General features: G+C 44.5%; 13 protein-coding genes and 1 riboswitch. Of the genes, 6 read left to right on the forward strand and 7 right to left on the reverse strand.

The genetic code is table 11. The features are described from left to right. The 3 genes from AACT52_RS25575 to AACT52_RS25585 form a co-directional block, all read left to right on the forward strand. Nucleotides 1–803 (forward strand): HEAT repeat domain-containing protein (locus AACT52_RS25575; RefSeq protein ID WP_143172880.1); only part of this gene is annotated, 803 nt, incomplete at its 5' end. 397 nt (nt 804–1,200) lie between these two features. Then, nucleotides 1,201–2,619 carry a radical SAM protein gene (locus AACT52_RS25580; protein ID WP_073633854.1) on the forward strand — a complete coding sequence of 473 codons (1,419 nt, stop codon included), beginning with the start codon at nt 1,201–1,203 and terminating at the stop codon, nt 2,617–2,619. Between the two features lie 39 nt (nt 2,620–2,658). Further along, the gene (locus tag AACT52_RS25585) at nt 2,659–2,964 is read left to right on the forward strand and encodes a hypothetical protein (RefSeq protein WP_073633855.1); all 306 of its coding nucleotides are present in this window, start codon (nt 2,659–2,661) and stop codon (nt 2,962–2,964) included. Between the two features lie 95 nt (nt 2,965–3,059). On the opposite strand, the gene AACT52_RS25590 is transcribed toward AACT52_RS25585, so the two are convergent. Then, nucleotides 3,060–3,326, reverse strand: coding sequence for a hypothetical protein (locus tag AACT52_RS25590; protein ID WP_073633856.1), 267 nt, complete (start codon nt 3,324–3,326; stop codon nt 3,060–3,062). A gap of 289 nt (nt 3,327–3,615) precedes the next feature. Beyond that, nucleotides 3,616–4,017: a DUF1636 family protein gene (locus tag AACT52_RS25595; protein ID WP_073633857.1), complete on the reverse strand. Its 402-nt coding sequence runs from the start codon at nt 4,015–4,017 to the stop codon at nt 3,616–3,618. Between the two features lie 23 nt (nt 4,018–4,040). Continuing rightward, a riboswitch (cobalamin riboswitch) is annotated at nt 4,041–4,183 on the reverse strand. Between the two features lie 386 nt (nt 4,184–4,569). Between AACT52_RS25595 and petJ the strand changes: the two genes are divergently transcribed. After that, on the forward strand, nt 4,570–4,905 hold the full coding sequence (gene petJ, locus AACT52_RS25600) for a cytochrome c6 PetJ (protein WP_073633858.1): 336 nt from the start codon (nt 4,570–4,572) through the stop codon (nt 4,903–4,905). A 1-nt stretch (nt 4,906) separates the two neighbouring features. Here the strand turns inward: petJ and AACT52_RS25605 are convergent, their stop codons facing one another. Next, nucleotides 4,907–6,151 carry an RNA-guided endonuclease InsQ/TnpB family protein gene (locus AACT52_RS25605; RefSeq protein ID WP_073633906.1) on the reverse strand — a complete coding sequence of 415 codons (1,245 nt, stop codon included), beginning with the start codon at nt 6,149–6,151 and terminating at the stop codon, nt 4,907–4,909. A 631-nt stretch (nt 6,152–6,782) separates the two neighbouring features. Between AACT52_RS25605 and AACT52_RS25610 the strand changes: the two genes are divergently transcribed. Together AACT52_RS25610 and AACT52_RS25615 are read left to right on the forward strand one after the other, a co-directional pair. Continuing rightward, a complete protein-coding gene (locus AACT52_RS25610; RefSeq protein WP_158054778.1) occupies nt 6,783–6,953 on the forward strand; it encodes a hypothetical protein in 171 nt (56 codons plus the stop codon). Nucleotides 6,954–7,502: 549 nt separating this feature from the next. After that, nucleotides 7,503–8,441 carry a ParA family protein gene (locus tag AACT52_RS25615; protein WP_073633859.1) on the forward strand — a complete coding sequence of 313 codons (939 nt, stop codon included), beginning with the start codon at nt 7,503–7,505 and terminating at the stop codon, nt 8,439–8,441. 100 nt (nt 8,442–8,541) lie between these two features. Here AACT52_RS25615 and ileS read toward each other — a convergent pair whose 3' ends face one another. The 4 genes from ileS to AACT52_RS25635 all read right to left on the reverse strand — a co-directional run bounded on the left by ileS (nt 8,542) and on the right by AACT52_RS25635 (nt 13,291). After that, nucleotides 8,542–11,532 carry an isoleucine--tRNA ligase gene (gene ileS / locus AACT52_RS25620; protein WP_073633860.1) on the reverse strand — a complete coding sequence of 997 codons (2,991 nt, stop codon included), beginning with the start codon at nt 11,530–11,532 and terminating at the stop codon, nt 8,542–8,544. A gap of 136 nt (nt 11,533–11,668) precedes the next feature. Beyond that, nucleotides 11,669–12,121: an HNH endonuclease gene (locus AACT52_RS25625; RefSeq protein WP_073633861.1), complete on the reverse strand. Its 453-nt coding sequence runs from the start codon at nt 12,119–12,121 to the stop codon at nt 11,669–11,671. Next, nucleotides 12,118–12,357 carry a hypothetical protein gene (locus AACT52_RS25630; protein WP_073633907.1) on the reverse strand — a complete coding sequence of 80 codons (240 nt, stop codon included), beginning with the start codon at nt 12,355–12,357 and terminating at the stop codon, nt 12,118–12,120. The genes AACT52_RS25625 and AACT52_RS25630 overlap by 4 nt, the downstream gene beginning before the upstream one ends. Before the next feature lie 118 nt (nt 12,358–12,475). Continuing rightward, nucleotides 12,476–13,291 carry a Ycf66 family protein gene (locus AACT52_RS25635; RefSeq protein WP_073633862.1) on the reverse strand — a complete coding sequence of 272 codons (816 nt, stop codon included), beginning with the start codon at nt 13,289–13,291 and terminating at the stop codon, nt 12,476–12,478. Between the last annotated feature and the right edge of the window lie 304 nt (nt 13,292–13,595).

Below are 13,595 nucleotides of genomic sequence, written 5' to 3' on the forward strand. Positions count from 1 at the left end.
GCTCAGAAGTGCTGGTGCAAGGGCTGCTGGCTCTGCTCAAAGATGAGGACTCTGATGTCCGTTCCAGCGCCGCGTATGCGTTGGGCAAGTTAGGCAAAGGCTCAGAAGAGGTGGTGCAAGGGCTGCTGGCTCTGCTCAAACATGAGGACTCTGATGTCCGTGACAGCGCCGCGTATGCGTTGGGCAAGTTAGGCAATAGCTCAGAAGTGGCGGTGCAACGGCTGCTGGCTCTGCTCAAACATCAGTCCTCGAGTGTCCGTTCCAGCGCCGCGTATGCGTTGGGCAAGTTAGGCAAAGGCTCAGAAGAGGTGGTGCAAGGGCTGCTGGCTCTGCTCAAAGATGAGGACTCTGATGTCCGTTACCGCGCCGCCGCTGCGTTGGGCAACTTAGGCAATAGCTCAGAAGTGCTGGTGCAAGGGCTGCTGGCTCTGCTCAAAGATGAGGACTCTGATGTCCGTTCCCGCGCCGCCGATGCGTTGGGCAAGTTAGGCAATAGCTCACAAGAGGTGGTGCAAGGGCTGCTGGCTCTGCTCAAAGATGAGGACTCTCGTGTCCGTTTCAGCGCCGCCGATGCGTTGGGCAAGTTAGGCAATAGCTCAGAAGTGCTGGTGCAAGGGCTGCTGGCTCTGCTCAAAGATGAGGACTCTCGTGTCCCTTACTACGCCGCCCAAGCGTTGGGCAAGTTAGGCAAAAAAAATCGTGATTTAGTCACTGCTGTTGTTCAATGGATTGAGCAGCACCAGGATTCAGAATATGTTGGAAATGGGATTGATGTGCTGTGGGATTTGGTGACAGGTGAGTGAGGTAAGCAATTCAAAATTCAAAATTCAAAATTAGACTTCTTGCAAAAACACGAATAAGCTTATACCAATTCTCTGTGACATTGCACTTTATTTACCCCCCGCCTACCGCGTCCCTCCAAGGCATCGGGGGGACTACAGGGGGGTTGAATAAGCGTGCATCTTCATGGAGAAGTTGAGTGTATGCAAATGAAAGGCGTGACAGCTTATATCATGTTCGGCTAATTAGTTATAATTCCCACGTTGACTGCACCCCACCCCGCCAAAGCTGCGCTTAGGCTCCCCTCCCCGCACGCGGGGAGGGGATAAAGGGGTGGGGTTCTTCAGGAATGATAAGTAATCTACCGAACCTGATATTACTTGCTTGTCGGTGTAGGATAAAAAACAAAATTCTTTAACTATGCCCACTCGCAACTACCTTTTTTATGCTCTCACAAATAGCGTTTGCTCGCAGTGTCTCGTCAAAGTAGAAGCAAAAATTATTTTTCAGGACGGTTGCGTCTACTTGGTGAAACACTGTCCCACCCACGGACGAGAAGAGGTTTTGATTGCCGACGATATCGAATACTATAAACAATCTCTGGAATTTATCAAACCTGGGGATATGCCATTGAAGTTTAATACACCGATAAAATATGGCTGTCCTTATGATTGCGGGCTTTGCCCAGATCATGAACAACATAGCTGCTTAACTTTAATAGAAGTGACAGATAGGTGCAATCTTTCCTGTCCCATTTGCTATGCTGACTCTGGTGCAGAAGAAGTTTCCGCAATTTCGCATCAACCCCGCCGTCACCGCAGTTTAGCAGAAATTGAAAGAATGATTGATGCGGTGGTGGCGAATGAGGGTGAACCGCAGGTTGTACAACTCAGTGGCGGTGAACCAACACTGCACCCAGAGTTTTTTCAAATCATGGATATTGCCAAAAGCAAGCCAATTCAGCATTTGATGATTAACACGAATGGCGTCAGGATAGCAAAGGAGAAATCTTTTTGCGATCGCCTGAGTCAATATATGCCTGGAATTGAAGTTTACCTACAATTTGACAGCTTTGAGGCGGAAGCTTTACGCGAATTGCGTGGCGCAGATTTACGCATTATTCGAGAACAGGCGATCGCAAATCTCAATGAATACAATATCTCCACAACCTTAGTCCTCACCCTAAAAAAAGGGCTGAATGACCACGAAATCGGCAAAATTATTGAGTATGCATTGCAACAGCGATGCGTACGGGGTGTCACGTTTCAACCCATCCAAGCTGCTGGACGGTTAGAGGGATTTAATCTCAAGCGAGACAGATATACTTTAACAGAAGTTCGCAGGGCAATTTTACAACAAAGTCCTTACTTTAAACCAGAAGATATTCTCCCAGTTCCTTGCCATCCCGACTGCTTAGCAATGGCGTACGCGCTGAAACTCAATGGTAAAGTGATACCACTGACTGGGTTAATCAATCCAGATACGTTTGTAAAAATTATGCCCAACAGCGTACTTTACGAACAGAATGAAGAACTAAAGCGCCACATTTTTCAGCTATTTTCTACGAGTCATTCACCCAGTTCAGCCGCAACTTCATTAAAGCAGTTGTTATGTTGTTTGCCAATGGTTGCCGTCCCTCAAGGTATTAGCTATTCCAATATCTTTCGGATAATGATTGTCCAGTTTCTTGACCCTTTTAACTTTGATGTTCGTTCAGTGAAGCGTTCCTGTATTCATATTGTCCACCCCGATGGTAGGATTATTCCCTTTGATACTTTCAATATGTTTTATCGTGAAGGTAGCGCTGGCTATCACTTAGTTAATAATCGTTTTATTTAATTAAGTAGAGCTTGTCTGCGCTTATTAGGGTGTTAATTTATGTCACAAAAAAATGAAATTTTAGGTGTTTTTTTAGGCATACTCTTGTTAATTGCTATGCATATTTTAGCGATACTAGCAATAGTTTTACTTAGTTTTATTAGAGGTATTTACGGTGGTCAAATTTTGATTATTGGGGCTTTTGGCTTTTTCTTGTGGCAACTTCTCTATGTCATTCCAGTCACTCTTTGGCTAAAAAGACGGCGGCAATATGGCTTAATGAAAGGAGTAATTATTGGTGCGGTTATTACCGCTTTATTAAATGGAGGTTGTTCTTTATTGTTTTCTTTTCAAGGATTTCGATAATATGCTCAGTTTAAAAATAGCTCTTGTGGGGTTGGTCTAGAAAGCCGTCTCTCATCTACAAAATAAGTGAAGACTTCTGTCCCACAAGAAATAGGTTAACTTTTTATTTCGGATTTTTGAGATTTTTTAACAGAATGTGCAATTGTGAAGGAAGGTGAATCATCAAGCAGGGGTTGTTCCAATGTTGCTTCACTCGTTGCATTACTCAAGTAGGAGCCAAAAAGCTTATCGTAGTTGGAAGCAACAGCCAAAAACGCCCCACCTAATATATATATAGGTAGCGGTAGGGTAAATTCTTTCACCCAGTCAAACAGTTCCGCTAGGGCAAACAGCACCAAAAAGCAGGCTAGCCAAACTCTCATGTTTCTACCCCTGGGATTCAAACGACTTTATTAATTGTAGATAGGTTAAAGACACTTTATATGTACCACAACAATAATTGGATGAAAACGGGGGTGATGTGTACGCCTTTCACATCCTACACCCTTATATCATGTTCGGCTAATGACCCTTAATTCCCCAAGAACCCCACCCCGCCTTTGACTTACGTCAAAGTCTCCCCTCCCCGCAAGCGGGGAGGGGATTAAGGGGTGGGGTGCAGTCAGCGTGGGAATTATGGGTAAGCAACCGGAGATGATATCACGCCTACTATTATTCTCCTGCGTTGGCAGACAAAGGAGGAATTTTTGCTAAAATTCCTTTTTTAAGCGGTTCTGGTCTTTCTGCCCAGGGTAACAATCCTTGAGGATGAGTGTAATACTTACTAGCACACTCTAACACCCCGGCTATTTGTGAGGGTGACAAATCTGGCGATAAATCACCAAAAAGATAAGTATATTTACCAACAGATGCCAAAGAAATTGTACAAGAGCGATCGCAAGCACTCATGCATTCTACTGGTTGAATAGCAAATTCTTCATGCAACTTCCAGTCTTGATACTGTTGTTGCAATCGCTTGAATAATGTTTCGCCACCACTTTCACCGACACGTTTTCCATCTTTCCACACACTTGAGCAAGTGGTGCAGACAAATAAATTATGTTGCGCTTTCATCCATACCTCGTAGACGTGCTAAAGCAGAAGTTAACTAGTCGGTGGGTATTCTGACTGACAAGGAAACCCTTGATTACAGCTGCGGGACAGCGTTGGACTTACACCAGACTTTCCCCGTTACCTCTGATGGCTGATCCCCAACAGAACCGTCTACCTGGCTATCATATAGCATTTGAGCAGTTGTGGAAGGAAAAACCTTTTACCAAGAAAGAACTCAGGAATCAGAACTCAGGAGTCAGAATATTAAACGCGCTTTTCGAGCATGAATTAAGAGTAGAGACGCCCATAGAGCGCGTCTGTACTGAGTGTTGGTAAGACAGCCCCCGGCTCCGTGGAGACCAAGAAAGTTTTTCCGCACTTATTTCCCCCGGATTCACTCGTTTTGGATATTCTGATTACTGTGTTCTGTGTTCTTCTTAACCTTTGTCCTTTGCTTTCGTTCCCCCGTGAGTCAAGAGGTTTGACAGCCTGTCTTTTGACGACACGCGGTGTGAACAAGAGAATTATGAAGGATATTCTCTAGAATGCGTCGATTCATAGAGGGAACACGGGATGAAAAAGATTTTTTTAGTATTGTTGCTGGGCATAGCAATTTTTACCTTTGCCTTGAATCGTCCAGCTTTTGCTGCAGATGCTGTTAAGGGAGCCAAAGTCTTCTCTACCAATTGCGCTTCTTGTCATGCGGGTGGAAAGAATTTGGTTCAAGCTAACAAGAACCTGACAAAGGAGGCTTTGGAAAAGTATGGAATGTACTCTGAGGAAGCCATTATCGCTCAAGTGACAAATGGTAAAAATGCCATGCCCGCTTTCAAAGGTCGTTTAAAACCCGAGCAAATTGAAGATGTAGCTGCATATGTGCTGGGAAAAGCCGATAAAAGCTGGAAGTGAACTACCTACACGCTCCCTTGCGGTGAGCGTGTAGGCTTCCCAATTCACCGGGGATTGCCTCTGTTTTCGTGGATTTTTTACGCCCAGAAGACTTTGGTCTTACATCCCCTCCAAGGGCAGAAGCGCTAGTTCCTAACGCCCATAATCGCAAACCTTCATTTCTAATATTTATGGCAGCATTGATGTCTCTATCATGCTGTTTCTGGCAGTGTGGACAATCTACAAACCTGACACCCAATGAATCATAACCATTTTGCAGTATTGGTATTGGTAGTAGAGTCTCACTACAAAGTTGAGAAGATGGGAAGAAACGACCTATTTCTTGATAAGTATGTCCAAATCTCTCAGCCTTGTATTTCAGCATGGTTAAAAACATTCCCCACCCTTGGTCACTAATAGATTTCGCCAAGTTAGGATTCTTCACCATGTTCTTAACTGCCAAGTCTTCCACACAAATCACTTGGTTTTCGTATGCTATTTTGCGAGATAGCTTGTGTAGAAAATCCTCTCGAACTCTAGCTATTTTACTAGAAACTCTGGCAAGTGAACGTTTAGCCTTACGACGTTTGTTAGACGTTTTGTCTATCTTTCTAGATAGCTTCTTTTGTTTACGCTTTCTATTGTTCTCTAGCAAAGCTAGTTGTTTCTTGGGGAGGTCATATTTTGACCCGTCAGAAGTTACTGCAAAGTTCTTTAATCCTAAATCAACCCCAATAGCTTCATTAACTGCAACTACTGGGTTGTCCTCTTGATTAAACAGAATAGAAGCGTAGTATTTACCATCAGCATTTTTCGATATAGTTACAGTCGTGAATTTTACGTTTGGTAGGTCTTTATGAAACACGGTTTTGACCATCCCCAATAACCCCGGAAACTTAATCACAGAATCCTGTGGCATTAGCTTCACATTTTGAGGATATTGGATTGATTGCTTACCATGCTTGGATTTGAAGTTGGGATATTTAGCACGTCCCTCAAAAAAATTGACAAACGCACTTGAAAGATTGAAAGTTACTCTTTGCAATACTTGACTGTAGGCAAGTCCTAACCATTCGTATTCCTTCTTTAATCCTGGCAACAACTTGTCCATTGCAGCCTTAGAAAGTCCTTTCCCTGTTTCTTTATATGCTGTGGTTGTGGCATGAAGCATATAATTCCACAACCAGCGAGTATTACCGAAACATTGAGCTAAATAAGATTCTTGCTCATCAGTGGGATAAATTCTAACCTTGACTGCTCTATACATGCTGAGTCCAGTTGGCGGTGTCGGTTTCCGTCCCGCCAAACTGGCGAACCCGGAGGGCATCGACCTGTTACTGTGTTTATAAAATCATGGTAACCTAACTATGTGCAGCATGACCATAAAAATAAAAAATTGTTCGTTTCCTCCATATCTCCCTCCCACGAAGAATCGTATTGGTCGGGAGATTGTCGTCAACTCACAAAGCAATTCATCAAGGGCACTGACCGCAACGGGCGTCAGTGTGAGCCTTCTTGCTGGTTCAGGTAAATAGGATGAATTAAGCAACACTAGTGTGAAATCGCGATTTCGTCACAGTACTAGCTTTCTCTTCCAGGGTTGCTTTCACTACCTGCTATATATTCAGATTTGCACAGCTAAATAACTAAAGTTAGTTCTTTTAATAAGCCTTAAATTAAATTTGTCGAAAATTGCATACAGTAAAAACGATTCATGATTTGATTACAGCAGTTTTCACTTATTTAGACCACATTTTTAGGCGTTCTTCTTTGCGTTTTTGCAACGCCAGTCGCCGTGAGAGCGGGAAAGCCGTCATTCGCGCTGGCTCGTCTTTGCGCGACACAAAAAAGGTCTATTTACCTGAAAATAGCTGTAAAGTAACCTCACAGAAACTGGTTTGGAAATTGCCTTTGCGCCCGCTGCGGTTCTATTAGAGGAGTCAAGCGCTATAGAACTATTGGTGACGGCTCAAAAAACCCCAACTTTTTTACAACGAGTGGCGATCGCCCTGTGGGCGGGTACTTCGTGCGATCGCCTTTATGCGGGGTTTTGCCCATCGCGCCTTTAAATCAATACGGGTTCAGTTAAGATTTTTTGTGATAGTGAACGCTCTTTACGGCAGCGCATAGCACGAATGTGCCGCCGTTGTACACGTGCTTTGACGTTGCATACAACGCCTGTTCCATTGGTTATCATTTTTGCAAGTTGTCTTATCGGCAACCGTATTGCCCTATATTCCTCCACCAATACACCGCTCACTGCTATAATTTTGACTGCTTTAATTGAGGAAATATCCCTGAGGTAAGCTAATGAGCGTCTTCATCACACTTTTTTTCATCAAGACAGTCCTGAGTTCTTCTTGAGTTTTGAACAGCAGTTTGGAAAAAGAAGGGGGAACTTCCAAGGGCACAGTGGCTCATCTGTTGGAGCTTAGGTTTTGCAACCACTGCCTTCTCAACACTGTTAACTCCCCTTATGACGAACGATCCAAGATTATTTGTGTAACGTACTAACGCTTTATAACTGCTCTATAATGTTAAATTTAGCAAAAATTTTCTATCTGTAACGAGACGTTTACGCTACGTAAATGGGAATGCTTTATTAGAGGAATTAACCAATGGGATATGTGATTGCTACTGCAAATATGAAGGGCGGAGTTGGCAAAACCACCCTTACTGTTAATATGGCTACTTGTTTAACGAAAAATTATGGCAAGCGGGTGCTTGTCCTTGATTTAGATAGCCAAATTAGTGCCACACTCAGTCTCATGTCTCCTGTAGACTTTGCTAAGCTGCGCAAACAAAGACGGACATTGAGATATCTGATAGATGATATTATCAACCCCTCGTCAAGGGCAAAGTTGACAATTCGGGATATCATTCAGACCCAGGTTTGCAATCTCCCTGGATTAGATTTATTACCAGGAGATATTGACCTGTACGATGAATTTGTTGTCTCAGAAATGCTGCATCAACAAGCAGTGAATCTGGGTGAAAATGAATTTGAAACGATTTGGAATCGGTTTGAAAGAGTCTTGCTAGGTAAAATCTTAGAACCAATTCGGGAAGAATATGATTTTATTATCTTAGACTGCGCTCCTGGATATAATCTTTTGACGCGTAGCGCTTTGGCAACTAGTAATTTCTACATACTTCCTGCTAAACCGGAACCATTATCTGTGGTAGGTATCCAATTACTGGAAAGACGCATTGCTAAGTTAAAAGAAAGTCACGAGCATGAAGCAAAGATAGATATACAAATGCTGGGTATTGTCTTCACAATGTCCAACGCCAACTTTCTCAGCGGAAGATACTACAAACAAGTTATGCAACGTGTTTCTCAAGATTTTGGTGAGGCAAAAATTTGTCAGACACAAATACCAACTGATGTGAATGTTGCTAAAGCAGTTGACAGTTTTATGCCTGTTGTTTTAAACAATTCCGGCACAGCAGGGTCAAAAGCATTCCTTCAATTAACTCAAGAGTTGTTGCAAAAGCTAGAGTCTGCTGAGCGTGAAAAGCAACAAAGAACTAATTTAGAATTTGCCACACCGTAGAAGAGATAAGGGAGATGAGGGAGATGAGGGAGATGGGGAAGAAGTAAAAATTCTCCCTTGTCCTCCTCATCCGACAGCATCCTCTTTTCCCCTTGTCCTCCTAAAACTGCCCTGCCAAGGCGGGAACACACCGTTCGCAAAGCAGGGGATGTTCAGCAAATTCTCCGACATGAGTTGAGTAGTTCCAGCAGCGATCGCATTTCTGCCCTTCTGCATTCACAACTCCTATTTCCCACGTATCGGACTGCAATTTGTACTCCAACCCTTGCACCCCTTCAGGAGAATCTAACAAGTCCACTTGCGAGGTGATAAACAGGTAGCGCAGTTCGTCTATTCCATTCTGACTCGCATTCAATGCTTTTACTGAGGAACGTAACTGCTCATCTGCTACATACAGCAATACCTTTGCCTCCAGGGAAGAACCAATCATTTTATTGACTCTGGCTTCTTCCAGTACCTTGTTCACTTCAGTGCGGAGTTGTCGCAATTGTTGCCACAATGCTGCTAATTCTGGATTTTGCCACTTTTGGTCTAACTGCACCCAGCCAGCTTCAAACACCGACTTGTAGGGTGTCTTGTACGGAAGAAATTGCCAGATATCCTCTGCCATGTGGCACAGCACAGGGGCGATCGCTCGTGCTAAATTTTCCAAAGCAATCTTCAGCACTGTCTGACAACTGCGACGGCGGAAAGAATTCGGCGCACTGATGTAGAGTCTGTCCTTAGCGATATCCAAATAAAAGTTGGATAAATCGACCACGCAGAAATTCTGCACCGTTTGGAAAAAGCGGAAGAATTGGAAACTGTCAAATGCTTCTGTAACTTCCTTAAACACCTCCGTCATGCGGTGCAGCATATAGCGGTCAAGCTGCGTCATTTCCTCAAATGGTACCGCATCCTTTTCCGGGTCGAAATCGTGCAGATTGCCCAACAAGAACCGCGCCGTATTACGAATCTTGTTTCTGATATCCGTCAGTTGCTTGAGGATATTTTTACCGAGAGGCACATCTGAGGTGTAATCTACCGACGACACCCATAAACGCAACACGTCTACACCATAGCCAGGTTCTTGTTTTTGATTTTTCCCACCCTCGATAACGATTTTGGGGTCAATCACATTTCCCAGCGACTTACTCTGCTTGCGTCCTTGTTCGTCTAGGATAAAGCCGTGGGTCAACACCTTTTTATACGGTGCACAGTCATTAACTGCCACGCTGGTGAGCAAACTCGACTGGAACCAACCGCGATGCTGATCTGAACCTTCCAAATACAAATCAACAGGATAGCCCAACTCTGGTCGCCGTTCTGCCACAGCTGCCCAGGATGAACCAGAATCAAACCACACATCCATCGTATCAGTCCCCTTACGGTAAGACCGACCGTTGTTGCGGTATTTTTCTGGTAATAACTCTTGGGCTGAAAGTTCCCACCAAGCATCAGAACCCTTTTCGGCAAATATCCCTTGCACGTGGGAAATAGTTTCCTCATTTAGCAGAGGTTCGCCAGTTTCTTCATCGTAGAAAACAGGAATTGGCACACCCCAACTCCGCTGACGAGAAATACACCAGTCAGAACGTTCCGCAACCATTGGTCTGATGCGGTTTTCACCTTGCGCGGGAATCCATTTCACTGAGGCGATCGCCTTTAGCGCCTCATCTCGAAATCCTTCTACTGAAGCAAACCACTGTTCTGTAGCACGGAAAATCGTCGGTTTCTTCGTCCGCCAGTCATAAGGATACTTGTGTTGGTAAGCTTCCTCCTTCAGCAGAGAACCCGCCGCCGTCAGCGCATCAATGACTGCTTGGTTTCCATCACCCAAGACATTCAACCCAGCAAACTGTCCCGCCTCTTCGGTAAAGTTGCCATTGTCATCTACTGGCGCAAGAATAGGCAAGCCGTAACGCTGACCAACGATGTAGTCTTCTTGACCGTGACCGGGGGCAGTATGTACTAACCCTGTACCTGAGTCAGTTGTGACGTAATCACCGCCAATGACAATCGGACTTTCGCGGTCAAATAAGGGATGACGGTAGGTGGAGTGTTCTAAATCTTTCCCTTTGATTGTGGCTTTTACCGTTAGCTGAGTTCCCAGAACCTCAGATAGACGTTCCACCAAATCAGCCGCAACGATAAGGTAGCGGAACCTCACCCCCTCAGTCCCCCTCTGCCCAAGGGGAGAGGGGGAGGAAACTTCCTTACTTTCTTTGTGTGCTTGCAAAGAGGAAGAAGCATTCTCTTCACTCCCCCTCTCCGCTTGCGGGGAGGGGGTAGGGGGGTGGGGTTCCACTTCCACCACCGCGTACTTCAAAGATGGATTGAGAGCAACAGCCAAGTTACCCGGAATTGTCCAAGGCGTTGTTGTCCAAATAGCCACACCCAACTCAGGTAAAAATTCCCCAAGTACAGGTTTGACAGCTTCCGATAAACCTGTCATTGGGAAAGCAGCATAGATACTACGCGAAGTGTGACCTTCAGGATATTCCAACTCAGCTTCTGCCAACGCCGTTTTAGAACTGGGACTCCAGTGTACTGGCTTCAGTCCACGATAGATGTAGCCTTTCAACACCATCTGACCGAAAACACCAATTTGAGCCGCTTCGTATTGCGGTTTCATCGTCAGATACGGGTGTTCCCAATCACCCCAAATACCGTAGCGTTTGAAACTTTCGCGCTGTTCATCAACTGTGGAAAGGGCAAATTCTTTCGCTTTTTGCCGTAGTTGCAAAGGCGTCAAGTTTTGCCGTTCTGCCGACTTCATATTCTGCAAAACTTTCAGTTCAATTGGCAAACCGTGGCAATCCCAACCAGGTACATAACGAACTTTACGCCCGCGCAGCAGTTGATAGCGGTTAATAATGTCTTTAAGAATTTTATTTAAGGCATGACCCAGGTGGAGAGAACCATTAGCATAAGGTGGTCCATCGTGCAATATAAATAATTCGCCTGGATTATTCTGAGACAGGCGTTCATAAATCTTATTGTCTTCCCAAAACTTTTGGATTTCTGGCTCCCGCTTGACAGCGTTCGCTCGCATATCAAAGTTCGTTTTGGGCAGGTTTACAGTATCTTTGTATTTTCCAGTTTCTGTCACGATTTCATGCCAAGGAATAGTAAGGTCATCTTCTCACTATTATCAGGGAGAAGGTTTTTAATTTGGATCCAAAACATCCAACCAGGCGACCCGAAGTGTGCCTGCCGAAATACTAGAATATTAAATTCATGGTACTCTATGTTTGTTGTCGGGGGTCTTCTTCAGGCGGATGCCAACCACCCTGCAGCCACAAACGACGTGCTTTAACGATAGAACCTTCATTGTGACGTTCATCATTGACGTCCAAACGATTACAGGTAGCTCGTCCAGTAGGAGTAACCCCGATTATTCTTAAACCATCTGTTGACCAAATAAAGTGATCTGACCACTTTTGCTTACGTGGATGAAATAAAGGGATAACTTCTTGTGTTTGTGGATCAATCCCAGTTGTAAAGTTATAGCGGTATCCATTGCAGCGCTGGCAAGCCAATGCTAAGTTATCAGGGTTATCAGAACCACCAAGAGATTGGGGAAGAATATGGTCGATAGCAAACTTGGCTGCACTGGCTTCTTCTAAAGAATGACAGTATTCGCAAAGAAAGTTAGCTCTTTGTCGTACTAACTTTCTTGTTGCATCATTAACTGTCATGACTCAGCAATTATTCGGGCGTTGAGCAAGGTAAAAATTCTGTCGAGTTCCAATATTCCTGTCAGTTCAGCCTCTTCTTCTGAAGTGAGGAAACCAGCTTTTTTCTTCTGTGAAAGTTCTTCAAGCCGAGACTGGAGTTCATCGGTAAATTTGAACAGATAGAGATTCCTGACTTTGCTGATTTTGACTCCAGATTCTACCCAGAATGAAGGTTGGACCATCATTTGAGTAATCATGTTTTTGTCTTGCTTTGTGGGTGATTGCTCGTATTGTAACAGTGAATCCTCGTCTTTCTGCTTCTTGGAAGGCGATCGCCCCAAAAGAGCGATCGCCTCGTCCCGCATGATTTACTACTTATGAGCTTTGCCCTGGGGGATTTGGTGGTACTTCCCCAGGTGGTGCTTCTGCTGGGGGAGCAAGTGCAGCATCAGGAGCAATTTCCTCAACTGGAATTTTTGCTAATTCCTCTGCCACAGCCTCTCCTTCAGCAGCAGCTTCAATTGCCGCTTCTACCAATTCCCTTGATGGCGGATTCGGTGGAACAGCTTCTGGGACACTCTCAGTTTTAACTTCCCTAGGGGCAGATGGAACTGCTTCTGCTGGTTGATCTAATGTCGGAGTTTTTGCTTCGATATCAGTCACGCTAGCAGAGGTCACTACTGATTGTTCTGTTACAGGAGTACGTTGATCAACAATCTCAACTGTAGATTTACCTGCTGGTGCAGGAGTTTCGGTCGTTTTAGGTTTGTCAGGTGTCTTTTTACCCACAGTTTGCACTCGGTCTTTCGCACCCGAAAAGGTTCTACCAATACTCTTTTGCACCTGCGCTAGCCTTTCGGGAAGCGATAACTTAGAAACCTGCTCCTGAATGTTTGTTTTTACTGTTTCAGTGCTGGGTATTTGGGTTTGTTGTGCCTGTGGCGTCACTTGACGACGTAATGACAGTGTTTGCCAGCCAAACCAACTCAAAAGAGCGACACTAGCCACATGACCCAGCAAAAGACCTCCAGTAATGCGTTGGGCAAATATCCATAAGACCAAGGCGTAGAAGAGTCCTACACCACTCCATATAAAATCATTCTTACGGTGGATTTCAGGGAAAAAGAAAGCTGCTAAGTAAAGCGCTACACTTCCAAGACCGACAGTCAACGCTAGGACATATGCCAGCATTTTGTGGTTACTCCTTACTGTGTCATTTCACTAGGGATTTGAGATTGGGGATCAGAAGTTGGGAATTTTTCGCTGTCAGTGGTGGCTGTTAGTTGTCAACCCTCTAACCACTCAACAGTCCACTCAACAGTAGAAGTACTCACTCCCAAGTATCTACTCCCCAATCGCTTAACTAGATATCTCAATTTTGCAAATTTTGCCAGAAAGTTGTTGATTCAGATACAAATTAAAATTTTTTATGTGTGTAGCTTGGGTATCCTTGCTTTGTGCATGAACTCTTAATGTCTTCTTTAGGAGAGAAGCA

Source organism: Scytonema sp. HK-05 (genome assembly GCF_963872035.1).
Classification (GTDB): Bacteria; Cyanobacteriota; Cyanobacteriia; order Cyanobacteriales; family Nostocaceae; genus Kalymmatonema.